28 protein-coding genes, 1 tRNA gene and 1 riboswitch are annotated in these 24616 nt (G+C 48.2%); of the genes, 18 read left to right on the forward strand and 11 right to left on the reverse strand.

The window, feature by feature from the left end; all coding sequences use genetic code 11:
* Nucleotides 1–58: 58 nt before the first annotated feature.
* The 6 genes from WFI24_RS06225 to WFI24_RS06250 are packed head-to-tail and all read right to left on the reverse strand — an operon-like array spanning nucleotide 59 to nucleotide 4843.
* Nucleotides 59–1030 (reverse strand): urease accessory protein UreD, encoded by a 972-nt coding sequence (locus WFI24_RS06225; protein WP_336759543.1) that lies wholly within the window; start codon nucleotides 1028–1030, stop codon nucleotides 59–61.
* Nucleotides 936–1655 carry an urease accessory protein UreG gene (gene ureG / locus WFI24_RS06230; RefSeq protein ID WP_017690021.1) on the reverse strand — a complete coding sequence of 240 codons (720 nt, stop codon included), beginning with the start codon at nucleotides 1653–1655 and terminating at the stop codon, nucleotides 936–938. Before ureG ends, WFI24_RS06225 begins: the two co-directional genes overlap by 95 nt.
* Nucleotides 1656–1688: 33 nt before the next feature.
* Complete coding sequence (locus WFI24_RS06235; protein WP_145320429.1) at nucleotides 1689–2384, reverse strand: urease accessory UreF family protein; 696 nt, start codon at nucleotides 2382–2384, stop codon at nucleotides 1689–1691.
* Between the two features lie 34 nt (nucleotides 2385–2418).
* Nucleotides 2419–4137, reverse strand: a complete 1719-nt coding sequence (gene ureC / locus WFI24_RS06240) for an urease subunit alpha (protein WP_336759544.1) — start codon at nucleotides 4135–4137, stop codon at nucleotides 2419–2421.
* Entirely contained in the window at nucleotides 4134–4523 is a 390-nt protein-coding gene (locus WFI24_RS06245; protein WP_145320426.1) for an urease subunit beta, read from the reverse strand. The genes ureC and WFI24_RS06245 overlap by 4 nt, the downstream gene beginning before the upstream one ends.
* Before the next feature lie 17 nt (nucleotides 4524–4540).
* Nucleotides 4541–4843, reverse strand: coding sequence for an urease subunit gamma (locus tag WFI24_RS06250; RefSeq protein ID WP_062833121.1), 303 nt, complete (start codon nucleotides 4841–4843; stop codon nucleotides 4541–4543).
* A 261-nt stretch (nucleotides 4844–5104) separates the two neighbouring features.
* Between WFI24_RS06250 and urtA the strand changes: the two genes are divergently transcribed.
* The 5 genes from urtA to urtE all read left to right on the forward strand — a co-directional run bounded on the left by urtA (nucleotide 5105) and on the right by urtE (nucleotide 10003).
* Entirely contained in the window at nucleotides 5105–6355 is a 1251-nt protein-coding gene (urtA, locus tag WFI24_RS06255; RefSeq protein WP_336759545.1) for an urea ABC transporter substrate-binding protein, read from the forward strand.
* Between the two features lie 184 nt (nucleotides 6356–6539).
* On the forward strand, nucleotides 6540–7445 hold the full coding sequence (gene urtB / locus WFI24_RS06260) for an urea ABC transporter permease subunit UrtB (protein WP_036610830.1): 906 nt from the start codon (nucleotides 6540–6542) through the stop codon (nucleotides 7443–7445).
* Nucleotides 7446–7466: 21 nt separating this feature from the next.
* Entirely contained in the window at nucleotides 7467–8558 is a 1092-nt protein-coding gene (urtC, locus tag WFI24_RS06265) for an urea ABC transporter permease subunit UrtC (protein WP_076209468.1), read from the forward strand.
* Entirely contained in the window at nucleotides 8521–9330 is an 810-nt protein-coding gene (urtD, locus tag WFI24_RS06270) for an urea ABC transporter ATP-binding protein UrtD (RefSeq protein ID WP_336759546.1), read from the forward strand. Before urtC ends, urtD begins: the two co-directional genes overlap by 38 nt.
* Entirely contained in the window at nucleotides 9308–10003 is a 696-nt protein-coding gene (urtE, locus tag WFI24_RS06275; RefSeq protein ID WP_336759547.1) for an urea ABC transporter ATP-binding subunit UrtE, read from the forward strand. Before urtD ends, urtE begins: the two co-directional genes overlap by 23 nt.
* Before the next feature lie 31 nt (nucleotides 10004–10034).
* Here the strand turns inward: urtE and WFI24_RS06280 are convergent, their stop codons facing one another.
* From WFI24_RS06280 to WFI24_RS06290, 3 genes are all read right to left on the reverse strand, one after another.
* Nucleotides 10035–10670 carry a hypothetical protein gene (locus WFI24_RS06280; protein ID WP_336759548.1) on the reverse strand — a complete coding sequence of 212 codons (636 nt, stop codon included), beginning with the start codon at nucleotides 10668–10670 and terminating at the stop codon, nucleotides 10035–10037.
* 27 nt (nucleotides 10671–10697) lie between these two features.
* Complete coding sequence (locus tag WFI24_RS06285; protein ID WP_145320414.1) at nucleotides 10698–10901, reverse strand: XRE family transcriptional regulator; 204 nt, start codon at nucleotides 10899–10901, stop codon at nucleotides 10698–10700.
* Between the two features lie 266 nt (nucleotides 10902–11167).
* On the reverse strand, nucleotides 11168–11869 hold the full coding sequence (locus tag WFI24_RS06290) for an urease accessory protein UreF (protein WP_186327732.1): 702 nt from the start codon (nucleotides 11867–11869) through the stop codon (nucleotides 11168–11170).
* Nucleotides 11870–12305: 436 nt separating this feature from the next.
* Here WFI24_RS06290 and WFI24_RS06295 point away from each other — a divergent pair.
* Nucleotides 12306–12388, forward strand: a tRNA-Leu gene (locus WFI24_RS06295).
* 136 nt (nucleotides 12389–12524) lie between these two features.
* Here the strand turns inward: WFI24_RS06295 and WFI24_RS06300 are convergent.
* Nucleotides 12525–13004 carry a glutathione peroxidase gene (locus tag WFI24_RS06300; RefSeq protein WP_145320411.1) on the reverse strand — a complete coding sequence of 160 codons (480 nt, stop codon included), beginning with the start codon at nucleotides 13002–13004 and terminating at the stop codon, nucleotides 12525–12527.
* 370 nt (nucleotides 13005–13374) lie between these two features.
* A riboswitch (cyclic di-AMP (ydaO/yuaA leader) is annotated at nucleotides 13375–13549 on the forward strand.
* A 115-nt stretch (nucleotides 13550–13664) separates the two neighbouring features.
* Here WFI24_RS06300 and WFI24_RS06305 point away from each other — a divergent pair.
* Entirely contained in the window at nucleotides 13665–14063 is a 399-nt protein-coding gene (locus tag WFI24_RS06305; protein ID WP_235193755.1) for a hypothetical protein, read from the forward strand.
* 350 nt (nucleotides 14064–14413) lie between these two features.
* Entirely contained in the window at nucleotides 14414–15097 is a 684-nt protein-coding gene (locus WFI24_RS06310; RefSeq protein ID WP_336759549.1) for an HAD family hydrolase, read from the forward strand.
* 131 nt (nucleotides 15098–15228) lie between these two features.
* Here the strand turns inward: WFI24_RS06310 and WFI24_RS06315 are convergent, their stop codons facing one another.
* Nucleotides 15229–16524 (reverse strand): Nramp family divalent metal transporter, encoded by a 1296-nt coding sequence (locus WFI24_RS06315; RefSeq protein WP_336759641.1) that lies wholly within the window; start codon nucleotides 16522–16524, stop codon nucleotides 15229–15231.
* A 398-nt stretch (nucleotides 16525–16922) separates the two neighbouring features.
* On the opposite strand from WFI24_RS06315, the gene WFI24_RS06320 reads away from it, so the two are divergent.
* The 10 genes from WFI24_RS06320 to WFI24_RS06365 all read left to right on the forward strand — a co-directional run bounded on the left by WFI24_RS06320 (nucleotide 16923) and on the right by WFI24_RS06365 (nucleotide 24610).
* A complete protein-coding gene (locus WFI24_RS06320) occupies nucleotides 16923–17342 on the forward strand; it encodes an organic hydroperoxide resistance protein (protein WP_145320408.1) in 420 nt (139 codons plus the stop codon).
* A gap of 210 nt (nucleotides 17343–17552) precedes the next feature.
* On the forward strand, nucleotides 17553–17798 hold the full coding sequence (locus WFI24_RS06325) for a zinc ribbon domain-containing protein (protein WP_145320406.1): 246 nt from the start codon (nucleotides 17553–17555) through the stop codon (nucleotides 17796–17798).
* Between the two features lie 99 nt (nucleotides 17799–17897).
* The gene (locus WFI24_RS06330; RefSeq protein WP_336759550.1) at nucleotides 17898–18176 is read left to right on the forward strand and encodes a hypothetical protein; all 279 of its coding nucleotides are present in this window, start codon (nucleotides 17898–17900) and stop codon (nucleotides 18174–18176) included.
* A 140-nt stretch (nucleotides 18177–18316) separates the two neighbouring features.
* Nucleotides 18317–18739, forward strand: coding sequence for a thiol-disulfide oxidoreductase DCC family protein (locus WFI24_RS06335; protein WP_336759551.1), 423 nt, complete (start codon nucleotides 18317–18319; stop codon nucleotides 18737–18739).
* A 61-nt stretch (nucleotides 18740–18800) separates the two neighbouring features.
* Entirely contained in the window at nucleotides 18801–19664 is an 864-nt protein-coding gene (locus WFI24_RS06340; RefSeq protein ID WP_336759552.1) for a DUF6612 family protein, read from the forward strand.
* A 212-nt stretch (nucleotides 19665–19876) separates the two neighbouring features.
* Entirely contained in the window at nucleotides 19877–20260 is a 384-nt protein-coding gene (locus WFI24_RS06345; protein WP_145320399.1) for a VOC family protein, read from the forward strand.
* 162 nt (nucleotides 20261–20422) lie between these two features.
* Nucleotides 20423–21643 carry a nucleotide-binding protein gene (locus WFI24_RS06350; RefSeq protein WP_336759553.1) on the forward strand — a complete coding sequence of 407 codons (1221 nt, stop codon included), beginning with the start codon at nucleotides 20423–20425 and terminating at the stop codon, nucleotides 21641–21643.
* Nucleotides 21640–22944, forward strand: a complete 1305-nt coding sequence (locus WFI24_RS06355; protein ID WP_336759642.1) for a CpaF family protein — start codon at nucleotides 21640–21642, stop codon at nucleotides 22942–22944. Before WFI24_RS06350 ends, WFI24_RS06355 begins: the two co-directional genes overlap by 4 nt.
* Before the next feature lie 19 nt (nucleotides 22945–22963).
* Nucleotides 22964–23728, forward strand: coding sequence for a type II secretion system F family protein (locus tag WFI24_RS06360; RefSeq protein WP_336759554.1), 765 nt, complete (start codon nucleotides 22964–22966; stop codon nucleotides 23726–23728).
* Nucleotides 23729–23740: 12 nt separating this feature from the next.
* Nucleotides 23741–24610: a type II secretion system F family protein gene (locus WFI24_RS06365; protein WP_440131250.1), complete on the forward strand. Its 870-nt coding sequence runs from the start codon at nucleotides 23741–23743 to the stop codon at nucleotides 24608–24610.
* Nucleotides 24611–24616 lie beyond the last annotated feature (6 nt).

Raw genomic sequence — 24616 nt, forward strand, 5'->3', positions numbered from 1 at the left:
AACACACTCGGAGACAGTTCAGAGGTTTTTTTGTATGAATCTTTCATACTTCACGCCCTTATTTACGAAAGACGAGGGTTTCTTTGCCCAGCAGATGGGGACGGAGTGTATTCCAGATCTGAAGACATTGCTCCTGAAGCTCCCAAGCTGCCATGCCAAGTAGTCGAACGCCGATGCCTCCGGTTGCCAGCAAACTCGCCCCTGCGAGCATTCGTCCATCTGGTGGCAGAGCGGATCTGACTCGTTCCAACTCCGTAGTGCCCAGTCCCGGCGCGATCATCCACAACGCAGCGGTATGCGTATAGTGAAGGAGAGATGCTGAGTGTTTGGGGTCATCGGTTTCCGGTTCGAGTCCGAATCGATCCCAGACAGCCAGTTGCTCTCCTTGCCATATCTCCGTCAAGCTACGGTAACGCTCGAATTGGAAAGCTTCTCCCCGATGAATCCGTCCGGCAGACCAGATATCTGCATAAGCCAGAATAGCCTGGTCTTCCAGCTCAAAGGTTACAGCGAGTGAAGAAGAACTTCCCTTGAAGGGAATAACGCATTCAGGGAAATATTCCAGTGTGGCTCCTTTTCCCAACCGAAAATGATGATTGACGGAAGAAGGGAGCGATGGTGTGGGATGAAGTCGGGTAGCTGACGTACTGCTCAGCATCACATGGGTTCCTTCGCCTAATTCCCACTCGGAATGATAATGATCCCCGTTAAGGACGCCAGGAGAGACGTCTGACGTGTACACACATAATTCGGTTCCGTCTCCGGGAGGTCGAAAGGATCGGCTAAACCGGAGAGGTGCACTATAATAACGATCGGTCATGACAGTCCGCTCACCTTGAAAGGCAAAGGTGGCCCGAAGCTCGCTGCGGCGTGTGACGGGTTCACCTGCACTTTCGTTCCGATTCATCTCTGTTCCCTTGGGTGCAGAAGATGAATTAATGCGAGTGAGTGCCATGCTCATGGCTGTGTGAATGCAGATGTGCAGCGGAAGCATCGTCATCCATATATTGATGTTCAAGCCAGTGGACAATCTCGGACACACCTTCACCGCTCATTAGATTAGACATGACATAAGGGCGGCCTTCACGTACCCGCTCTGTATCATTTTTCATGACTTCCAGGCTTGCTCCAACATAAGGGGCAAGGTCGGTTTTGTTGATTAGCAACAGATCTGAACGTGTGATGCCGGGACCGCCTTTGCGAGGAAGTTTCTCCCCTTGGGCGACGTCGATAATGTAGATGAACACATCAGCGAGTTCTGGACTGAATGCGGCAGAGAGGTTGTCGCCGCCGCTCTCGATAAAGATCAGTTGCAGATCCGGGAAACGTTCAATCAACTCGTCAACCGCTTCAAAATTCATGGAGGCATCCTCGCGAATAGCGGTGTGCGGGCATCCGCCTGTCTCTACGCCGATAATACGCTCTGGTGCCAAGGCATTCTGACGCAGCAAGATTTCGGCATCTTCCTTGGTATATATGTCATTGGTGATGACAGCAAGACTATAACGTGTACGCAGTGCCTTGGATAGCTTCTCCACCAGGGCTGTTTTACCTGAACCTACCGGTCCGCCAATTCCAATTCGCATCGGACGACTCCGATCAAATGCCTTGCGTTCCCACTCCGGATGATGCGTATGATTAGCTCCTCCACACATAACAATTCCTCCTAAGTTATATAAAAGTTGTAGTTAAGACATAAACAGCCGCGCGGGTAAGCTCTCGTGCCGCATGGCGTAGATTTCCTGGGCAATTCCGAAGCTGTGCATATCTTCCGGGTCATTTTCCCGAATGAGGGCCCATTCCGCTTCAATGTCATCAAGCAGTTTCTGAACCAACATCTGTGCTTCGGTTTGTCCGATGGGCAGCAGGCGAAGTGCGCTATTCACATAAGCGTTAACTGAGGTATACAGATGCCCGGTGACGGCTTCATCCAATCCAATCTCCAATTGATAGTTGATATAACCGTGAATGGTAGTAATGCCACAATACGCGCCGTATTCCCGGATGGCCTCATCAATCAGGGAAAAGTCCATCCATGGATAAAGTGAGCGGGCGAGCTTAAGCAGTCGCTTTCCCATTTTGTGGCCGCTTTCCCTGAGTTCCCGAGGGGAGCGCTGGGCGTGGACGCGCTTGTCATATAGAGCAAGTAGAGCGGCATCTTGCTGTTTTATCGCCTGATAAACTCCTTTGATGGCAAGGCCATCTAGTCGAACAAGACTGGAATGAAGCTGGCTGCGAATAAACTGTTCAAGCTGCGCGGTATTTCGCACGGTGCCATCATGCGTATAAGCCTCCAGACCGAAGGAATGGGAGAACCCGCCGATGGGCAGCGCTGAATCCAGCAGTTGAACGTAACGAAGTAGCTTCGTGCCGCTATTCATCATGCGTTGCCCCCTTATCAGCTAATCCATATTCATATCAAAACATAAAGTACCGCTGTGCCATAGGCAGCTCGTCTGCGGGTTCACAGGTGAGAAGCTCGCCGTCGGCGCGAACCTCATAGGTTTCGGGATCGACTTCAATGACAGGGGTTACGTCGTTATGAATCATGTCTTTTTTGCTGACCGAGCGGCAGCCTTTGACGGGTTCAACCCGTTTTTTCAGGCCCAATGTCTCTTTGATTCCTGCATCTGCTGCGGCTTGGGAAACAAAGGTGATCGATCCGCTGGCAATGGCGCTACCATAGGCTCCGAACATCGGTCTGCCAAATACGGGCTGAGGTGTCGGGATGGAAGCATTGGGATCACCCATCTGGGCGAATGTGATCATGCCACCTTTGATGACGATCTCGGGTTTAACTCCGAAGTAGGCTGGTTTCCATACCACTAGATCGGCCAGCTTACCGACTTCCACCGAACCGACGAGATGGCCGATTCCGTGTGCGATAGCTGGATTGATGGTGTACTTGGCCACATATCGCTTGATCCGATCGTTATCGGAGGGAGAATCCGGGTTGAGTTCAAGTTTGCCGCGCTGTTTCTTCATTTTGTCGGCTGTCTGCCAGGTGCGGATAATGACTTCGCCCACTCGGCCCATGGCCTGTGAATCGGAACTGATGATGCTGAACACGCCAAGATCATGCAAAATGTCTTCGGCTGCGATTGTTTCGGGACGAATCCGCGAATCGGCAAAAGCGACATCTTCCGGGATGGAAGGGTCCAGGTGATGACACACCATCAACATATCGAGATGCTCTTCTACAGTGTTGCGTGTGTACGGTCGTGTTGGGTTGGTTGACGAAGGGATGACGTAGGACTCCCCAGCGGCCCGGATAATATCCGGTGCGTGTCCGCCACCAGCGCCTTCCGTATGGTACGTGTGGATCGTCCGGCCGTTGATCGCAGCCAGTGTGTTTTCGAGAAATCCAGTTTCGTTCAGTGTATCGGTATGGATGGCGACTTGAACATCATGTTCTCCGGCGGCAGTCAGGCAGGCATCGATAGCGCTCGGGGTAGTACCCCAATCCTCATGCAGCTTCAGGCCGATTACACCAGCTTCAATCTGTTCGATTAAAGGTGGAGTACTGGAACTGTTGCCTTTACCAAGGTAACCGATGTTCATGGGAAAAGCCTCTGCGGACTCCAGCATCCGGTGGATGTGCCAGGCTCCCGGGGTGCAGGTGGTGGCTTTGGTACCTGTTGCCGGTCCTGTTCCGCCGCCGATCATGGTTGTTACCCCGGAGGATAATGCGGTCTGAATCTGCTGTGGGCAGATGAAATGAATGTGGGTATCAATGCCGCCAGCAGTAACAATTATACCTTCTCCAGCAATAATCTCCGTGGAAGCACCGATGACCAGTGCGGGATGCACACCATCCATTGTATCCGGGTTGCCAGATTTGCCGATGGCGCAGATGTGACCATCCCGAATGCCGATATCCGCTTTTACAATACCCCAATGATCGATAATGATGGCGTTGGTGATAACAGTATCAGGAGTGCCGTCACTTCGCAGAGCAGAGGTGGACTGGCCCATCCCGTCGCGGATAACCTTGCCACCCCCGAACTTGCTCTCATCTCCATATACGGCATAATCATGTTCAATCTCTGCCCATAGTTCGGTATCCGCAAGTCTTACGGCATCACCGGTTGTGGGTCCGAACATCGACGCGTATTGTTCGCGGCTCATTCGTTTCATGAAGGCTCACCTCCATCTTGTATGGGAGGGGAGAACGTCTTCAGGAATGCCTCCAGTTTCTGTGGGTCAGGAGCTTGATCCGCAGGGCCTTCGGTTAATCCGTTGAACCCGTGAATCTGGCGTTTGCCGCCAAAGGTCGTGAGATCAACAGGTTTCTCTTCACCGGGTTCGAAGCGTACTGCGGTGCCTGCCGGAATGTGCAGGCGATGTCCGAAAGCTGACGTGCGATCGAAGTCCAGTGCTGCATTCACTTCATAGAAGTGAACGTGAGAGCCGACCTGGACGGGGCGGTCGCCGCGGTTAAGGACAATCAGGCGTAAGGTTGAACGATCCGGATGACAGATGATGTCGTCATCTGGCTTCAAGCGGTATTCACCAGGAATCATGGCTTCTCCTGCCTTTCTCAGCGTATAGGTTCATGTACGGTAACCAGTTTCGTACCGTCAGGAAATGTGGCTTCTACCTGTACTTCAGGAATCATATCGGCAACACCATCCATACAGTCTTCGCGTGTCAGGATGGTGCCTCCGTATCTCATTAATTCTGCGACACTCATTCCATCCCGAGCCCGCTCCATAAGTTCGGAGGTCAACAAGGCGATGGCTTCGGGGACATTCAACTTAAGTCCGCGTGCTCTTCGTTCGCGGGCGAGGTTAGCGGCCACGGTAATCAGGAGTTTTTCCTTTTCCTGCTCAGTCCAGTGCAAGGCAATCCGACCTTTCGCTTATAGTGTCTGATATGTTCATGGATCATGTTATATGTTAAATATACTCACACAGGGTGAATCCTTTGTCAATAAGCTTCAAAGCTTATTAGCACTATGCATGAAACGAGTAGGCATGAAATAAAATTATGTAAGCTATATTGACATGAAGAGTGTAACGCTCCATAATTTGGATCAACGAACATTTCGGATGTAAATGACCTTAATGTTCGTCAATAGACTAAAAAAAGGGAGTGTAGGCTATTGAAGAAGAGGTCGGTCAAGTTATGGAGTATTTTGCTCGGTGCGGTCATTGTGATGACAGGATGTGTGGATGGCGCTGCGCCGCCTGAAGCTTCGGGTTCAGGTGGTACAGGAGAGCCGGCTGCCTCCGGGGATACGATTAAAGTTGGCATTCTTCACTCCCTCAGCGGAACAATGGCGATCAGTGAGGTATCCGTTAAGGATGCCGAGATGTTAGCTATTGAAGAGATCAACGCCGCGGGTGGGGTTCTGGGTAAACAGATTGAGCCTGTGGTTGAGGATGGCGCTTCAGATTGGCCTACTTTTGCAGAAAAGGCTGGGAAGTTGCTGCAACAGGATAAGGTCGCTGCTGTATTTGGCGGATGGACCTCTGCAAGTCGGAAGGCTATGCTCCCGGTGTTCGAACAGAACAAGGGTCTATTGTTTTACCCGGTGCAATATGAAGGGTTGGAATCATCGCCAAATATTTTTTATACAGGAGCAACAACCAATCAACAGATCGTTCCATCCGTAACCTGGTTACTGGAGAACAGGGGCAAGACGTTTTATCTGCTCGGTTCAGATTATGTATTCCCAAAAACGGCCAATCAGGTCATTAAGGCACAACTCGCAGCAGAGGGTGGCGAAGTGGTGGGTGAGGAATACACACCGCTGGGCCATACCGATTACAGTACCATCATTAGCAAAATCAAAGCTGCGAAGCCGGATATTGTATACAATACGCTGAACGGAGATAGCAATGTGGCCTTCTTCAAACAATTGAAGGATGCCGGAATCTCCTCGGATCAGATGACAACCCTGTCGGTGAGTGTGGCGGAGGAAGAAATCCGTGGTATTGGCGCAGACGTATTGAAGGGGCATCTGGCTTCGTGGAATTATTATCAGACAACGGATACGCCTGAGAATGCAACATTTGTTGCCAAGTATAAAGAAAAATATGGTGCTGATCGAGTGACAGCAGATCCGATTGAAGCGGGATATGTGGCGGTTTATCTCTGGAAGGCGGCGGTGGAAAAAGCGGGATCAACCGACGTGGAGAAGGTGAAGGCGGCTGCCAAGGGTCTGGAGTTTGATGCCCCAGAAGGTAAGGTAACCGTCGATGGAGAGAATCAGCATATCTACAAAACCGTACGGATCGGTGAGGTGCAGGAGGATGGCCAGTTCAAGGAATTGTGGAATTCGGGTGCGCCTGTCAAGCCGGATCCTTATCTGAAAACGTATGAATGGGGAGCTTCCCTTAGCGCCAAATAACATAGAAACCTCGCAAATAAACATAGGCAACTCGCTTCAAAGCAGCTGAATCATAGACGAGGGTGTGATAACACATCCTCTCACCGCATCGCGGTAAAGCGTTAATACGACGTGAAATGTGGGGCTGGTGTGAATTGAAGTCAATTGAAATATCGAGAGTCACGGTATGGAGGAGGGGATAGCGATGGATATGTTTATCCTGCAGATGTTTAATGGTCTGAGTATCAGTTCGATTCTGCTATTGATAGCATTGGGGCTTGCGGTAACGTTTGGGCTGATGAATGTCATCAATATGGCTCACGGTGAACTGATCATGATCGGTGCATATGCAACGTATGTAACACAAAATCTGTTCATGTCCTATGCTCCAGCTGCGTGGTTTGGTGCTTACTTTGTTGTGGCTCTGCCAATTGCGTTCATTGTAGCGGCTCTGATTGGCTGGTTGCTTGAAGTGGTTCTGATCAGGCATCTGTATGGCAGGCCGCTGGACAGTCTGCTTGCGACATGGGGTGTAGGCATGATGCTGCAACAACTGGCCCGTACCATATTCGGAGCACCAAATGTGGGAGTATCCAGTCCAGCTTGGCTCAATGGGGGATTGGCGATCTCGGATGGAATTGTATTTCCGTATAAACGAATTTTCATTATCGCACTGGTTGCGGTTGTGCTGCTGTGTATGTACCTCTATATCTATCGAACATCTTCCGGAAGACGAATGAGGGCTGTAATGCAAAATCGGAGCATGGCGGGGTGTCTTGGGATTTCTACCCGGCGGGTGGATGGCATGACCTTTGCTATTGGTTCGGGCATTGCCGGAATTGCAGGTTGTGCATTAACACTCATTGGTCCGATAGGTCCTTCACTTGGTACGTATTATATTGTGGATGCGTTCATGGTCGTTGTCCTGGGTGGCGTAGGGAAATTGGTCGGAACCGTGTGTGGTGCATTGGGGATTGGTATGTTCAACACGCTGTTCGAAACCTATACCTCGGCCTCCATTGGCAAGGTGCTTGTGTTTGTATGTATCGTTGCTTTCCTGCAATGGAAACCACGCGGATTGGTCGCGATGCGCACACGGAGTCTCGATTAACGTGAAAAAGGGGGTTAGTTCATGTCCGCTTTACTCAAGACTGGCAGTCTGAAAATGAGGATTATCTGGGCAGTTGTGCTGATTATGATGTGTCTTGCTCCACTGATCTCCACGGAGTTTCGTTTGAGTCTGTTAGCCAAGTTTTTGGCGCTGGCAATCCTGGCCATTGGTCTTGATCTGATCTGGGGATATGGAGGTGTGTTGAGTCTTGGGCATGGGGTGTTCTTTGGACTGGGTGGATACGCGATGGCGATGTATCTGAAGCTTCAGGCCAGTGGAGCAACACTTCCTGACTTCATGGGATGGAGTGGTCTCAGTGGTCTGCCATGGTTCTGGGAGCCGTTTCGCTCCTTCCCGGTGGCGCTGTTATTGGGGATAGCCCTTCCGGCATTGCTCGCCTTTGCCCTGGGGTGGTTTACGTTCCGTAACCGGATCACTGGTGTTTATTTTACCATCCTGACTCAAGCCTTGGTTCTCATTACGGTAACACTCTTTGTTGGTAAACAGGAATGGACGGGCGGAACAAATGGCATCACCGGATATAATTCGATCTTTGGTTTTACACTTCATTCCGCTGGAACGACGATTGCTCTCTACTATATAACGCTTGCTGTTCTGGTGATCGCTTATATGCTCTGTCGTCGAATGGTGAACAGTCGATTCGGTCAAGTGCTCGAAGCTGCGCGGGATGGGGAGAATCGGGTGCGATTCCTCGGATATGATCCGGCAGGATATAAAACGCTGGCTTTTGCTTTTTCCGGTGCGCTTGCAGGCATCGCGGGCATGTTGTTTGTTCTTCAGGTGGGTATTATCTCGCCATCGATGATGGGGATTGTGCCTTCCATTGAGATGGTCCTGTGGGTTGCATTGGGTGGTCGCGGTACGCTTATTGGGGCGGTCATCGGAGCGGTGGTGCTGAATGCGGCCAAAACAGGCATAAGTGAGGCTTACCCCGAAGGGTGGCTGTTTGTCATTGGTGGGCTCTTTGTAACAGTCGTTTTGTTCATGCCAAACGGTATTGTAGGTGTATATCGTCATATCGTTCGCTTGTTGAAGCGGAGAGGAGAGAGTGCGCATGTCCAAGTCACTCGGGAAAAACCTAAAGTCTACTGAGGAATCAGCGGTGTTGGTAGCCGAGGATATTACGGTAGCCTTTGGTGGGTTCGTTGCTGTCAAAGGCATGAATCTGAAGCTGCATGAACATGACCTGCATTTTCTGATCGGACCCAATGGTGCTGGAAAAACAACGATGCTGGATGTGATATGCGGCAAAACAAAACCCATGTCCGGCTCGGTGAAGATGGCGGATGGCACGGAATTAACACGACTGAAGGAACACCAGATTGTTCGCAAAGGTGTGGGACGCAAATTCCAGGCCCCATCGATCTTTGCGGGTCTGACGGTGCAGGAGAATCTGACACTGGCGGCGGAGACTCGCCGTTCCCCTTTGCAAGCCATCGGTATTCGTCGATATGGGAAAATGAGTGCTGCCATGGAGCATGTTACCCTCCAGATTGGTCTGCAAGACCGCGTTGATGCTCGTGCAGGAGCGTTATCACATGGGGAGAAGCAGTGGCTGGAGATCGGTATGCTGCTTCTACAGGAGCCGCGGGTGTTGTTGCTGGACGAACCAGCCGCAGGCATGACGGACGAAGAAACACACAAGACCGGGCGACTACTGCAAGAAATTGCGCGTGAGCGCTCGGTTGTGGTGGTGGAGCATGATATGGAGTTTGTGCGAGAGTTCGCAGCCAAGGTAACGGTGATGCATGAAGGGAAACTGCTGAAGGAAGGTACGATGGCGGAGGTACAGGCAGATCCGAAGGTAGCGGAAGTGTATCTGGGCAAAAGGAGGGGTGACCATGCTGTCGCTGCAACGAATTGAATCCGGCTATGGGGAAAGTAATGTGCTTCGTGGTGTGAGCCTGGACGTACAGCCTGGGCAGGTGGTGTGTCTGATGGGTCGTAATGGTGTGGGTAAAACGACGTTGATGAAGACATTAATGGGACTACTGAAAACGCGCAAGGGCAATATTCAGTGGAAAAATCAGGAGTTATCCACCTTGGACTCAGCCAAGCGGGCGAGGGCGGGGATTGGTTATGTACCGCAAGGGCGGGAGATTTTCCCGCAGCTTACGGTGAAAGAAAACTTGTTACTTGGCCTTGAGACAAGTGCCCCAGGTGTAAAGACGTTCCCGGAGGATGTGCTTGCGATGTTCCCGGTGCTTGCGACGATGTATGGACGGCAGGGCGGAGATCTGAGTGGTGGGCAGCAGCAGCAGTTGGCGTTCGCCCGGGCGCTGGCTTCGCGTCCGGGGTTGCTGCTGCTTGATGAGCCAACAGAAGGTATCCAGCCTTCCATTGTGGAGGACATTCGGCAAGTCATTTTGCAGCTCAAGGCGAAGGGGGATCTCTCTGTTCTGCTGGTGGAGCAGAGTATTGATTTTGTACGCAATGCCGCAGATTACATCTATATCATGGATAAAGGTGCCATTACCCTGCACGGGACACCGCAAGAACTGGATATGTCCCAGTTTGAACATCATCTGTCCGTTTAGTTGGAGCTGCAGTTTCGGGTGGAGAGTGGGTTCAGGAGCGCTTGTCCAGGATGTTCGAGTATTTCGGATATAATCGTCGAATGCATTCCGGGCAGATATCATGGGTGAATTCGGCGTGGGTATGCTTCTCCAGATAACTTTCGACGGAGTTCCAATGTTCTTCTTCATCCTTGATCTGTTTGCAGACGGCGCAGATAGGCAGCAGTCCACGTAATGTACGCACTTCAGACAGAGCCTTCTTTAATTGGCGTTCTGTCTTTTTCTGTTCGGTAATATCCACGTGTGCGATCAAAGCCAGATGAGTATCCGGAAGGGGCTCAGTATGAACTAGAGGGGTGAGTTCCGTACGGAACCACCTTTCTTCGTTATATATCGTATACACGCAGATGTCATATGTATGATTTCGATTAAAGGGTGTTCCGCTTTCTTTCAAATTCTGTGCAACAAGTGCCGTAGCGGCATTCCTGCCTCGTAACGCCCAAGCTTCCAACAGATGCAGGTAATGTCTATGATTATTGTTCGCATCCGAGCTTGGTGGAAATTGACCCAGTCCCTGTTGCCAAGCGCGGTTGCAGCTGTGGATAACCCAGTGGTGGTCAACGATGATGAGTTGGTGACGTATGGATTGGAACGTAAGGCTTTCCAGGTCGGATGTAACATGTCTCATGAATGAGGTCCTCCTTTGACGGAAATCTTATCTCAGTTCATCTGGAATATCCAAAATATCAGCGACCAGATGCCTGAAGCGGGTTGCTTTGCGTGTGCCGTGAATGAGATTGGACAAACGATAGGGCGGGATACCGTACTGTTCACAAAAGGTCTTCTGGTCCACTTGAAGCTCGGTTAGCCGTCGTTTGATGGCCCATCCGAACGGAGTCACTGGTTTTTTCTTGTTCAAAAGGGTTCACCCCTGGTTAGATTGTAGTATTCAGTCGCCATCTCTTCATGTAGAATATATAGAAATGCGAGCTGTATATTTTATTATATACGTAAATGCGTCATCTAACAATTAAAAAAGACGGAAAAAAGTGTATTTTGTGATGTTAAATGGCGTAAATACGTTAAATAAACAAATAAAATGACAAAAAAACACGTCGGCAAGGAGGTTGCCGCGTGTTTTTTGTTTGTCCGAATGAAGGCAAGTGAAGCTGAGGAGAAAGAGGATTAGGCCCTGTAGGCATGAAGTCCAGCTCCAAGCATATGGAAACTGGGGAAAAACGATTTCATGGACATCGAGGTTGGCTGTGCCAGTCCATCCGCAGCCGAGGCGCTGACGGTGTTCCATTCATTCTCCAGATCTGCGGCCAGGCGGACCATCAGATCTTTGGTTATATCGTTATTCAGGGGAATAACTTTGGAGGCTTCGGTTATGCAGGCATTCATGGCTGAATGCAGATAACCAAGGACCGCCTCCTCGACCGGGATATCGAGATGGTGGTTAATCCAGGCATGAACAGTGGAGAGGCAGCCAACCGAATCATATTTGGCGAAGATCTGTTCGAGCTGGCTGAAATCAATCCAGGGGTGCAGAGCGCGTGCGAGTCTGATCAATCGTTTGCCCATAACAGCAGCTTGTTCTCTGAGATCTCCAGGAGTTCGCTGAACATGGACGAGCTTGTCGATCAGAGCTATCCGCCATGTATCCTTGTGATCTGCTGCGGTATAGATGCCTTTTATGGCCATCCCTTCAAGACGAACGATGCTGGGATGCAACTGACAACGCATGAATGATTCGAGATCTTCAGCATTACGAATGGTACCCTCCTTGATATGGATATCCATGCCGAAGGAATGGGTGAACCCTCCGACCTGAATAGAGGAATCAAGCAGTTTGACATAATCGAGCAGCTTATTCCCACGGTTCACAATCATTCGCCTCCTGTGTTCGTTAAATGTCACTTAAAGTAACATTTATTTACCTTTTTGTTTGCTTTGTGTTTGAAAATCCGAATTATATGATAGTTATCTTCCCATAAACGTCCGCTTTTTGTCAATAGAATCCTTGTAATTTATGGTTTTAAATTGATAAATCATATGTTGTGTTATCTAATATATCATTCAACGTCAGTTGTTATCAGAGTGTAGGGGAAGACTATATATTACTATATATAAATGATTACACAGATCGGCTCTATCCGGAAAAGAGGGGATCAAAACTAATGATATGCAGTTCATGACTGAACATGACGAGAATATGCGATTTTTGAGGAAAATGCCTGGCTGATAAAGAAGTATTAAAAAGTGCTTTACTTTTAGATCTAAAGCCGGTATAATCAATTCTGTTGCCGATTATTTACGACATGCGGTCGTGGTGGAATGGCAGACACGCTATCTTGAGGGGGTAGTGGGCGTATGCCCGTGGAGGTTCGAGTCCTCTCGACCGCATCATATGAACGATTAAGAAGAAGCTTTCCTTTATTGGAAAGCTTCTTCTTTTTGTATTTTCGGCCAGTAGAACCTCAGGTCAGAAAAAAGGCCATCCATTACCGGGGCGATCGTCCGGTTGCGGGTGGCCTGTGTGTTATTTTTGAAGCAAGTTCTTGATATCTTCTTCAATCTTGTCGGGTGTTGTTTTGGGAGCGTAACGTTTCAGTACCTGTCCGTTCTGATCCACAAGGAATTTGGTGAAATTCCATTTGATTGCTTTGGAGCCGAGCAGGCCAGGAGCTTCTTTGCTTAGATGCTGGAAGAGAGGATGAGCGCTTGAGCCGTTCACATCAATTTTCTCGAACATTGGGAAGCTCACGCCATAATTCATCTGACAGAACTCTGCAATGTCGTCGGAAGATCCTTTTTCCTGTGCAAACTGGTTGCTTGGAAAACCCAGAACTGCAAAAGGGGCATCCTGAAACTTGTCTTGCAGTTCTTGCAGACCTTTGAATTGAGGAGTAAGGCCACATGAGCTTGCCGTATTCACAATCAGTAGCACTTTGTCACGGTAGTCGGACATTTCAACTTCTTGACCGCGAAGGGTATTCACTTTGTAATCGTAGACTGTCATCTAAATCGCCTCCATGATCTAATCTTATACCTCTTATTATATTGGTTACAATTAAATATTGCAAAACTAATATGGTGTTAAAAGAATCAAAACAGGCAAGTTGTGCAGAATACGTGAATGAATATCGATGTGATTTTCGTCAGAGTGAGAATTAGATAGCCTTGAAGAGATGGGTAGAGTATAACCTTATTGTAAGCGTTATTATGGATGGGTATTGGCAAAAATCTGCCGATTCGGTGATCTGGGCGGACTTTACACCGTCATGTCGCGGGTGTATGATTCATAACGTAATTTCAATTTAAACTAAATTGTACTTGAAAAACGAAACAAACGATAATATCGCTCGATCTTACTTTAAGATATACGAACGATGTTTTAATCGCTGAGTTTCCATTCATTGATGAGTGGGAAACGGGGGAACCAACGGAATGCGCTGTCCAGGACAGTGGTATTCATGGGGTGAATTTTCCGGTGACAGCCGGAAATAGGGCGACTCTCGCGCCCGAATCCGTCAGCTAACCTCGTAAGCGTTAAAGGGAGAGGCAACAAGCCGTACGCTGGTTCATGGTGTTTTCGCCATGGGTTATTTAAGAAGCGTTCGGGAGGCCTTGGTCCCCCACGCTTCTTTTTTGTTGTCTTTTCACGCCAAGGGAGGAACGAATGATGGATACTGAGATGATCTTAGTGACTGCTCCAAATGAAGCAGGACGCAAATTTATCAAATTGCTGATGTACAAAAAAATGCCGTTTGCCGTTCTAACCAACAGTGCAGGGGAAGAGCGTAGACTCCGTAGAATCGGGGTAGAGCATGTCATTCGAATGAACACGGCTGCAGCTCAAAAATGGTTTTTGCCGCAGGGCAGCGTAGGAAACGTGTTTATTTTCGAGAACAGCCTGAATCTGACCTGTCGATATTTGCAGATCTGCCGTTCGTGGACATCGAAGTCCCTGTGCGTCATTACGGAGCAGAGTCATCCAAAGGGCATTTATCGAGGAATGGGTGCAGACCGGATTGTGTATTCACTTAATGGAGAAGTCGGCTTTCTCCTGAATGGTTAGTGCGCTAGCTTGTTAGCTTGTGATTGCTCCGGTGTAAGGGGCCTGTTATAATTGAATATATCAATAAACGGAAATTTGAGGAGACTCATGCTTGATGGTGGGTCTTCTTTTTTATGGTTTTATAGGTAGTTCAAAAAGTCCGCTTTTGATTACGAAGGATGCCTGGCGGCATCCTCAGCATCGAATATGAAATTCAGCCGAAATGTCCGTTGCTCACGTAGTTTTCCCTACGCTCCGCTACTCCATTTCTAGCTTCATTCCATCTTCTCGGTACTGAAAACCAGACTTTTTGAACACGAACTTTTAAATAAGGATAAGGAATCGCCTGTGGCTTACAAGGAGGAATTGGCGTGCCGGATGTAGGTGGATTGAAGTGGTTGTTTTTTGATGTTGGAGATACGCTGGTGGATGAATGGGAGCCGGTTGATGATATTATCGGACAGTTCGTTCGCGAAGCTTGCGCTTTGGGGTATCCGGTGAAGATTGAGGCGGTACGAGAACTGTTCGCGAACTGTTACCAGAATTATGAGCAATGGCCGATGAGAGTGGCTATTCGCACATTCATTGGAGACGAGAAGCACCAGAAACAGATTCAGGACAAGCTGAAGTTTCAAAAAGATCTTGAACATCCTTTTCCTTCAGCGGATTCGGTTCTTCAGCACTTGTCGAAGCATTATCGCATTGGCATTATTGCCAATCAGAGTCCTGGAACGGAAGAGAGACTGGAGAGCTACGGGTTGCGAAAGTATGTTGATGTTCTGGCCTGTTCGGCTGAAGAAGGGGTGTCCAAGCCAGACCCTGAGTTATACGCTGTGGCCTTGAAGCAGGCCGGTTGTGAACCAGAGGAAGCCGTCATGATCGGCGATCGGATCGATAATGACATTATTCCTGCTCGGAAGCTGGGCATGCGTACGATACGGATTATGCAGGGTTACGGGAGATTCCAGCCGGAACTATCGGATGACGAACGTGCAGATTGGACCGTTGATTCATTGGATCAGCTCCTGCCGTTATTGGCGCCAAACCAGAATTAGATGATTGCGTACAAGATTTTCTACTATAAATGAAGACACGTTGCTGCAGAGCAACAATAAAAGGCTGATCAACTTGGGTATCGCATACCGGAGTCGATCAGCCTTTTTATTATTTAGTCAATTAGAATGAATTAGAACAAGCGGATCGTCTGAATGATCAGATATACATTTAGCACAACGATAACAGCGGCAATGACCCATGAGATGATTTTGAGCCATAATTTGTTGGCGAACGCACCCATGCTTTTTTTATCACTCGTGAACATCACCAAGGGAATTACAGCAAAAGGTAATTGAAGAGACAGCACGACCTGGCTCAAAATGAGCAGTTCTTCTGTGCCATGTTCTCCAGCGATGGCTGTAACAATTACAGCAGGGATGATGGCGATCAGACGTGTGACCAGTCTACGCAGCCATGCTGGAATTCGAATATTCAGGAATCCTTCCATGACAATCTGCCCAGCGAGTGTACCTGTAAGAGTAGAGTTCTGACCTGACGCCAACAGCGCCACACCGAACAGGATACTTGCAACAGTAGTACCTAATAGAGGCGTTAGCAGATGATAGGCATCAGCGATCTCCGCAACCTGCGTCATGCCGGCACTGTGGAATACAGCGGCAGATACAATCAGAATGGCCGCATTGATGAACAGAGCCAGTGTCAGCGCGATTGTAGAATCCATGGTCGAGTACCGAATGGCTTCTTTTTTACCCTGTGGTGTCTGTTCGATCTGACGGGTCTGTACAATGGAAGAATGCAGATATAGATTATGCGGCATCACGGTTGCTCCGATAATACCGATGGCGATATAGAGCATGGCCGGGTTCTGCAAAATCTCTACATTGGGTACAAAACCATGGAGAACGCCGCCCATATCCGGTTTTGCCAGGAACAGGTCAATCCCGAAGCAGAGGGCGATGGTCGCCATCAGCACAATGACGAGAGTTTCCAAAGCTCGGAAGCCTTTGTTTTGCAGTACAAGGATCAATAGTACATCGACTGCGGTGATAATAACGCCGTATAACATAGGAATGTTAAATAACAGCTTTAACGCGATGGCAGAGCCAATGACTTCTGCCAGATCCGTGGCTGCAATGGCAAGCTCACACAGAACCCATAACATCATGACGACAGGCATGCTGAAGCGTTCGCGACAGGCTTGAGCCAGGTCCCGTCCGGTGACGATGCCGAGCTTCCCAGCCAATGATTGAAGCACAACGGCCATCAGGTTCGAGAGCAGGATGACGGATAACAAGGTATACCCAAACTGTGAACCGCCTGCAATATCTGTTGCCCAGTTGCCGGGGTCCATGTAACCTACGGCAACGAGGTACCCTGGGCCTACAAAAGCGAGGAATTTCTTCCACCATGCAGCATTTTGCGGAACTTTCATCGAGCTATGTGCTTCTCCAAGAGAAGGGGCCATGCCAGCAGTAGACAATGATTCTCTTGAAGGCGTGTTGAACGGATTTTTTTTACTCATACGATAATCACCTGACTTTGAATGATTGATTTTGAGATATTGATGCGGGACGAACCGCTCATGATATATCTAAATTTTTATGTTTATTGTTACATTGTACTCCTTCAATTATTTTTGTCTAGTGCAACTTTTATGTATAAGGACAAAATCTGGACTGAAGCATAAAAACGCCCCTTCGTATATTACCCAACCTCAGGAAAAATACAGCGATGGAAGCTGATATGCATGAAAATGATAAAGATGTAAAAGCTGATAAAGATATAAAATGCGTTTCAAAATGAGCCAGAAGTTTAAATTGAAATGAAGGCAGTTAAAACTAATGGATAAGGGAGAGATTCTTAATGGAAGCTTTATATACAGCAGTAGCTACAGTTAAAGGTGGACGTACAGGTTCGGTAACTTCTTCGGATGGCGTGCTCAAGCATGATCTGAAAATGCCAAAAGAGCTTGGTGGTTCCGGTGGTGAAGGTACCAACCCTGAGCAACTCTTTGCCGCTGGATACGGAGCATGTTATGAAAGTGCCCTTGCCAATGTAGCACGCAAAGCAGGTGTGAAATTGGAGGATGTGGTCGTTACAAGTAACGTATCCATTGGTAAAGACCCTGCGGATGACGGTTTCCAGCTGTCTGTTCGTCTGGACGTGAGCATGCCTGGTGTGGATCACAGTCAAGCAGAGGATCTGGCTCGCAAGGCACATGAATTCTGCCCGTATTCCAAAGCAACACGCGGTAACATTGATGTTGTATTAAACGTAGTCTAAGACCTGACTCCCGGTAGTAACGGGGAAGATATAGAGCAGGGTATCCTGGATACCTGATGTTCAAGTACAAAGCCCTGCTGGCAACCGGCAGGGCTTTGTATTGGTTATAATATATGAATATGATGCAGGAGATTACACGCAAGATCGCGTACTATTTTACATAATTGCACTCCCACTTGATGCTACACATTCCATAAAGGGGGAACGAAGATGAGTATTGAAGAGATGATCGAGCGGCGATTTGTATGTACGAAATGCAGGGGGACGGATTGTAACATTAAGGAAGTTTCCATGTCAGGAGCAGGCCTGAGCAAGGTGTTCGATATTCAGCATAATCACTACCTGTTCGTGGGTTGTACTTCCTGCGGGTATGTTGAAGTTTTCGATCCGGATGTCTTGAAAGGGAAAAAACAGGGGCAGGTGGGCACGATTCTGGATATTCTGTTTGGCGGGTAGACATGCGCGAGTTGACATTGACCTGAATTTTCTTTAATATAACTTAGTACTGAGTAGTGTCATTGCATGAACCAAATTTGAATTAAACAGGTGATATCCATGTCTTATAGACCGCGTATTGCAGATTTAGAATTAGCTTATGGTAACAAGGAAGACGGATTGTATGAATTCAAAATGAATTTGGTAGACGGTACTAAATGCCGTGTATTCTACTCCCGTTCTCCGGAATGGAAGATGACCAATATCAGCCGTCTGCAGAAAACGCCTTGTCCAGTATGTCGCAAAGATTTCATTTGCAAATGTATGGACCAATGGGCAACTGACCTGCATCATCAGATGATCGATGACCAATGGATGGAAAAGGCAGTTACGGAGTAATTGTCGGACAGATACGAGCGTGGGCACAATGCCTGCGCTCTTTTTCTTTTTATCTCCCATAAAATAAAATTTAAGATTAGTGAACAAGATGGCTCAAAGTGGGTAAGTTACTCTAACCGCAACAATAGGAGGCAGCCAATATGACAGCAAATCAAACGGATGTGCATCAGGGACATCCCATCGTACTGGTGGATGGCGTCTGCCACTTCTGTCAGGGATTAACCAAGTGGATTATCAAGCGTGACCCGGAAGGGAAATATCATTTTACTTCGCTCCAATCCGATATAGCCAAGGAATTGCTGAAGAAGGGCAATCTGTCGACAGACAGTATGGACACCTTTGTGCTGATCGAAAATGGAAAATACTATACACGTTCGACTGCCGCGCTGCGATTGGCCAAAGGTCTGAAGTTCCCTTATCCGTTGTTATATGTGTTTATTATCGTTCCGAAATTTATTCGTAATGCAGTCTACAACTGGGTTGCGCGTAACCGATATCGCTGGTTTGGTAAGGACGAAGCGTGCATGTTGCCTACCCCAGAGATCAAAGATCGATTTTTGTGATTAATAACGGAAATAATTGGGTAATGACAATAGATCATATCTATTTTGGGAGGACAACAACTTGAAGAAGTGGACTACATTATTTATCGGGGCATTATTAGCAGTAAGCTTGGCAGCATGCGGTAACGACACAGATAATACGGCAACGCCGCCAGCAACTAACAACGAAACGACTAACGAGGGCAATACACCTGCAGAGCAGGAGACAAAGATCCCTACCCTGGACGAGTTGATTACTAAAACCAATGCAGCTACGAAAGAAATGAAAAGCTTCACAACTGAAGCAAACATTGATCAGAATCTGAAACTGGATGCTGGTGAGCAGTCCCAGGATCAACAGGTTAAAACATCGCTCAAGATGGATATTATCAAAGATCCAATGATGATTTATCAAGAGATGAATATGGAAATGTCAGGACAGGAAGCTCAGAACGTGAAGCAGTATATCACTTCGGACAAAATCTACTCCCAAGTTGGGGATCAATGGGTTGCGATTCCTGAAGCTCAAACGAGTGAATTGATTGAGCAGATGAAAGCAAGCATGAATCCCGAAGGTGAATTGGAGCAATTCAAAAAGATCGAAGAAGATACTGAAGTGACTGAAGAAGGCGACAATTATGTGATTAACGCTGACGTATCCGGTGATAACGTGAAGGAACTGGCCAAAGCCGTGATGGAGCAAAACGGATCGGATGCCCAGATGCAAGCCATGCTTGATCAGATGAATATCACCAGCATGAAGATGAAATACATGATTAACAAAGAAACCTACCTCCCTGCAAGTACGGACGTAACCATGGTCATGGAGATGGAACAGAATGGACAGAAAATGACGATGGACATGAAGATGAACAGTGCATTTTCTAACCACGATCAAGTGGAAGAGATTAAGATTCCACAAGAAGCATTGGATAGCGCAAAATAATTTGGTTATGCCAAAGCTTATGTTAAAGATGATTTAATGTGGTAAGCGAGCATTGATGTATGCCGTTTGCAGGGCGCCTCTGAACTAGATCTGTGTGAGCCGAAAGGTTTACAGGATTGGAATCAGAGGTCCTTTTCTTTTTGGCGGAGATTATGGTCAGGGTTTAAGGTGATATAGTATAGTCATGTATAATTAGGGAGGGGATATCAAACATGATTGAATATGCACACATCCACCACGTTAGTCTGGCTGTACGTGATCTGGAAATCGCGAAAAAGTTCTATTCGGGGTTGCTCGGAATGCAGGAGATTGAGCGTCCTGCTTTTCGCTCCACAGGCACATGGTACGCTATCGGAAGTCAGCAACTTCATCTGCTCCAACACCCGGAGGGTCACACACTGCGCGAGGCTGGTATTGATACAACAGACGGTCACTTTGCGATCTGGGTCACCAGTTATTCAGGGACTATAGCCTGGCTGGAGCAGCAGGGAATTGAGTATGAAGCGAGACCTGAGAGTGTGGCTGGATTCGCACAGATTTTTGTACTTGATCCTGACCGTAACATTATTGAGTTCGATTCACCGTATCACTCTTAAGGAAAAAAGGGTTAGAATAAACCCCTTGCTCCACCAGAAATTGTATGCTATATTATCCATACATTCATAGCACGTGACGGAAGCACCGTCCATATACTGCATGTTCATGCGGTTATTGGACGGTGCTTTTTTGTGCTTTTTTTGCAGGGAGGGAAGGAGAAATTGATTGTACTGAAGGCAGTATTGGTTTCCAAAGACAGAGATTACATTAGTGCCTGGCTTGATTATGTACAGGGAAGTGCGTCAGGTTCCCAAGTGCGTTTTACGGCCTTCTCCCAATGGGATTCGTTCAGAGATCACATGAACGAGCAGCAGGAAGGTCGGGAGATGCCGGATCTGGTCGTTGCGGAACCGGAATTTCTGAACAACTGGCTGAGCAACGGTGGAGAAGCATCGGGTGTACCTTGGCTAATGCTGAGTGAATGGCTGGATGAGGTGGACGAGACGAAGCGGCTAATGAAATACCAACCCTTGCCAACGTTATTGGAGGCTGTGATGAATGCTTGCCGGCAGCCGCGCCGCAAGAAAATGCATCGTCCGGGGCAGGAGACTCTCTCCATCGGTGTAGTGTCCGCTTCGGGCGGGAGTGGCAAAACGGCAGTGGCCTTGCATATGGCAAAGCAATTGGGACTTGCGGGTTATGCTGTACTCTATCTTAATCTGGAGACACTGGATAGCACGCTTCCGTTTCTGGAGAAGGGACTTTCCAGAAGTGGACAATGCAACCCGGATGCGGAGACGGGGTTGTCACGCCTGCTTTACGATCTGAAGGTGGGCAGGAAGGAATCGGGCAAGCAGTTACAGGTGCAATCGAAGGCTGTGGATGGATATGTGATTCGGCACGAAGCGTTGAAGTCTGATGTATTCTGGCCGTTATCGAATCGGAAGGAAATGCTGCAGATGACCCGTGAGGATACGTCGAATCTGCTTCGTTATTTGACCGAATGCGGACAATATGATGTGCTCATTCTGGATGGTGATTCCGGCTGGGATGGACGCAGCGAAGGGGTGCTGGATGCAGCAGATGCCTTTGTCTGGCTAGTTGAAGATGATGTATCTGCCATGCATCGATGGGGACAGTGGTTACAGCATGTCGAGCGTACCAAGCCAGATGTGTACGAGAACGTGTTGGATCGTTCATGCTTCGTGGTCAATAAATATCGGGACAATGTCGTTAATGCACTTCCGCGATCTGATCTGCATCTGGATGCAGTGTTGCCATATATCCCTTCATGGAAGCAGCTTAGTCAGGAAGAAGTCATGCTTAGTTCTCCGATCTTCCAGCGCGAAGTGAAAAGATTATGTGCCATGCTAGTACAAGATGGAGAAGAAGAATTGAAGCAGACGGGACGAATTCAGAAGCAGGATCGGTGGGCGTTATGACGGACTCATCCAATCGAATACTGGATCGTGAAGAACAGTTTCAGATCATGCGCAGGGAGGTCAGGGCTGGTCTCGATTTAACCTCTTCCGCAGGAGATGATGAACTATGGCAAGGGATAGAACGCAAAGTTCTCACTGATCCGAAGCTTGATGATCTGACGTCTGGTGAGCGTCATACACTGGTACAGCGATTATTTGACTCCTTTCGCGGATTGGATATTCTGCAGCCACTCGTGGATCATCCCGATATTACGGAAATTATGATCAACAGTCACAAGGAGATTTTTGTGGAGCAAGAAGGTGAGGTCAGTCAGATCACCCTTGAATTTGAGTCCAAGGAACGGCTGGAGGACATTATTCAGATGATTGTGTCCGGGGTGAACCGGATTGTGAATGAGTCTTCTCCGATCGTGGATGCCCGGTTAAAGGATGGTTCACGGGTCAATATCGTATTGCCTCCCATTGCTCTGAAAGGCCCCACGATGACCATTCGTAAATTCCCGAGTGAGCCGATGAAGATGTCTGATCTGATTGAAAAGGGAGCCTTGCATGAAGAAGCTGCAGAACTGCTGCAACAGTTGGTACGGAGCAAATACAACATATTCATTGGAGGTGGAACTGGTTCGGGAAAAACGACCTTTCTGAATGCATTATCCCAGTTCATCCCCGCCGATGAGCGAATTATTACAATTGAGGATTCGGCTGAGTTACAGATTGTAACGGTACCGAATCTGGTGTCACTGGAGACACGGAATGCGAATACCGAGGGCAAAGGGCAAATCTCCATTCGTGATCTGATCAAGTCTTCCTTACGGATGCGTCCGAACCGGATTGTCATTGGCGAAGTAAGGGGCGCGGAAGCGTTGGATATGTTACAGGCCATGAACACAGGGCACGATGGGAGCTTGTCTACAGGGCATGCGAATACCATTTCGGATATGATCAGCAGACTCGAAACGATGGTGCTCAGCGGTGCGGATCTTCCCATTGCGGTTGTACGACAACAGATTAGTTCCGCAATCGATATATTTGTACATTTATCCCGGTTAAGGGACCGCTCACGGCGGGTGACAGAAATCAGTGAAGTGATCGGTATGCAGAACGGTGAGGTTTTGCTGAATCCACTGTTTCGTTTCCAGGAACATGAAGAGCGGGAAGGCAGAATTATAGGCGGGTTAGAACAGGTTGGGAAGTTGAATCAGGTCGACAAAATTCAGATGGCTGGGCTCGGGCAATGGCTGAATGAATACATAGGAAAATATAATATTGAATCGGGTTCATCAGATAACAACGTGAATTAAAGTTATTGGAAGGTGATTAATGTTGGGTGAAGCCAGACAGATGTTAACGGATTACACCGTATATACGCTTTCCCGAAGACAACGAATGGTCTCTATGCTGATTAGTGGTCTGCTGTTCTTTGGAGTTGGACTTCTGTTCTATCACCACTGGTTGGCTGGAGCGATTCTGGCTCCAGGCTGCATATGGGTACCAAAACACTGGACTAAGGTACTGCTGGAACGAAGAAGAATGACGCTCAGTTTACATTTTAAGCAAGCATTATATGCATTGTCATCTGCACTGGCCGCAGGAAAATCAGTGGAGAATGGATTCAAGGAATCGGTGGAGGATTTGCGAATGTTGAACCCGGAAGCGGATACCGACCTGATTCGTGAGTTCACGATATTGCGGACACGGTTGGAGTATGGACAACCGATTGAAGAGGCGCTACAGGATTTTTCGGATCGGGCGCAGATTGAGGATATAACGAATTTTGCAGACGTGTTCATTACTTGTAAACGAACTGGCGGGGATATGGTTGAGGTCGTGCGTCGTACCTCTGCGGTGATTGGTGAGAAGCTCGACATTCAACAGGATATTATGGTCGCGGTATCACAGAAAAAGTTCGAATCAAAGGTGATGTTTGCAGCTCCGTTTATTTTTCTGATATTTCTGAATCTGACCGCCAAGGATTTTATGGAGCCGTTATATAGCGGGATGGGATACCTCATCTCTAGTGGTGCCTTGGCAGTACTCGCCTGCTGTTATCTGTGGATTACTCGCATTATGGATATCAAAGTATAAGGAGCTGAAATGATGCTGCTTCCCGTGATAGTCGGAGGGGTGCTCGGAGCGGGATGGCTGGTGCTGGATCAAACCCGGGGGCGGACTTATCGCCATCTGCGCAAGCTGGATATGGAAGGATTGCGACTGAAGAAACTGCATGGTCCCTTCCTGTTTATCCTGGAAAAGTTTGAAATCGGACGCAGATTGCCTGTAGTCATGTTTCGGATGCAACATGCCATTCAAAAAATGTATGGCATCCAGCACAGTGGGGAGAAAACAATGCTCTATTGCGCTGAAATGCTGACCTACACATGGCTCATGTTACTGGTAGGATGTCTGTTAACACTCGTTGGAGATATGGGCATCGGAGGCATGGTGGGTGGACTCGCGCTAGGAATCGCTTTACCTTTTGCACTCTATAAAGACCTCAATACGAAGGTGCAGCGAAGAGATCAGGATATCCTTATGGAGCTGCCTGAGCTGCTGAACCGGATTGTTCTGCTGGTTGGCGCAGGCGAGACCGTGCAACGTGCCATCGTTCACTGTGTGACAAGCCAGGGGGAACGGAATCATCCGCTGTACAACGAACTCAGAAAGACGGTGGGAGATTGGAATAATGGTTATTCGTTTCAACAATCATTTGAACAGTTCAGCCGCCGCTGCGGTGTGCAGGAAGTGACGATTTTTACAACAACTGTACTGCTGAATTTCCGGCGTGGAGGAGGTGACTTTGTATTGGCGCTGCGGGATCTGTCACATGTGTTGTGGGAGAAACGCAAGGCTGTCAGTCGGGCGAAGGGAGAACAGGCTTCTTCCAAACTGGTGTTTCCGATGGTGCTAATCTTTTTTACGATCGTGGTCATGATCGGGGCACCTGCTTTTATGATGATGAATATGTAGGAGGAA

This window comes from Paenibacillus sp. USHLN196 (assembly GCF_037144955.1).
Classification (GTDB): domain Bacteria; phylum Bacillota; class Bacilli; order Paenibacillales; family Paenibacillaceae; genus Paenibacillus; species Paenibacillus xylanexedens_C.

Excerpts from the sequence above, each read along its gene's own strand:
- WFI24_RS06360 (WP_336759554.1), top strand. The coding sequence starts at position 22,964 with ATGTTGGGTGAAGCCAGACAGATGTTAACGGATTACACCGTATATACG.
- urtC (WP_076209468.1), top strand. The coding sequence starts at position 7,467 with ATGTCCGCTTTACTCAAGACTGGCAGTCTGAAAATGAGGATTATCTGG.
- WFI24_RS06325 (WP_145320406.1), top strand. The coding sequence starts at position 17,553 with ATGAGTATTGAAGAGATGATCGAGCGGCGATTTGTATGTACGAAATGC.
- ureG (WP_017690021.1), bottom strand. The coding sequence starts at position 1,655 with ATGTGTGGAGGAGCTAATCATACGCATCATCCGGAGTGGGAACGCAAG.
- WFI24_RS06320 (WP_145320408.1), top strand. The coding sequence starts at position 16,923 with ATGGAAGCTTTATATACAGCAGTAGCTACAGTTAAAGGTGGACGTACA.
- WFI24_RS06365 (WP_440131250.1), top strand. The coding sequence starts at position 23,741 with ATGCTGCTTCCCGTGATAGTCGGAGGGGTGCTCGGAGCGGGATGGCTG.
- urtB (WP_036610830.1), top strand. The coding sequence starts at position 6,540 with ATGGATATGTTTATCCTGCAGATGTTTAATGGTCTGAGTATCAGTTCG.
- WFI24_RS06245 (WP_145320426.1), bottom strand. The coding sequence starts at position 4,523 with ATGATTCCTGGTGAATACCGCTTGAAGCCAGATGACGACATCATCTGT.
- WFI24_RS06335 (WP_336759551.1), top strand. The coding sequence starts at position 18,317 with ATGACAGCAAATCAAACGGATGTGCATCAGGGACATCCCATCGTACTG.
- WFI24_RS06280 (WP_336759548.1), bottom strand. The coding sequence starts at position 10,670 with ATGAGACATGTTACATCCGACCTGGAAAGCCTTACGTTCCAATCCATA.
- WFI24_RS06235 (WP_145320429.1), bottom strand. The coding sequence starts at position 2,384 with ATGATGAATAGCGGCACGAAGCTACTTCGTTACGTTCAACTGCTGGAT.
- WFI24_RS06355 (WP_336759642.1), top strand. The coding sequence starts at position 21,640 with ATGACGGACTCATCCAATCGAATACTGGATCGTGAAGAACAGTTTCAG.
- WFI24_RS06330 (WP_336759550.1), top strand. The coding sequence starts at position 17,898 with ATGTCTTATAGACCGCGTATTGCAGATTTAGAATTAGCTTATGGTAAC.
- WFI24_RS06305 (WP_235193755.1), top strand. The coding sequence starts at position 13,665 with ATGATGGATACTGAGATGATCTTAGTGACTGCTCCAAATGAAGCAGGA.
- urtD (WP_336759546.1), top strand. The coding sequence starts at position 8,521 with ATGTCCAAGTCACTCGGGAAAAACCTAAAGTCTACTGAGGAATCAGCG.
- WFI24_RS06315 (WP_336759641.1), bottom strand. The coding sequence starts at position 16,524 with ATGGCCCCTTCTCTTGGAGAAGCACATAGCTCGATGAAAGTTCCGCAA.
- WFI24_RS06345 (WP_145320399.1), top strand. The coding sequence starts at position 19,877 with ATGATTGAATATGCACACATCCACCACGTTAGTCTGGCTGTACGTGAT.
- ureC (WP_336759544.1), bottom strand. The coding sequence starts at position 4,137 with ATGAAACGAATGAGCCGCGAACAATACGCGTCGATGTTCGGACCCACA.
- WFI24_RS06300 (WP_145320411.1), bottom strand. The coding sequence starts at position 13,004 with ATGACAGTCTACGATTACAAAGTGAATACCCTTCGCGGTCAAGAAGTT.
- urtE (WP_336759547.1), top strand. The coding sequence starts at position 9,308 with ATGCTGTCGCTGCAACGAATTGAATCCGGCTATGGGGAAAGTAATGTG.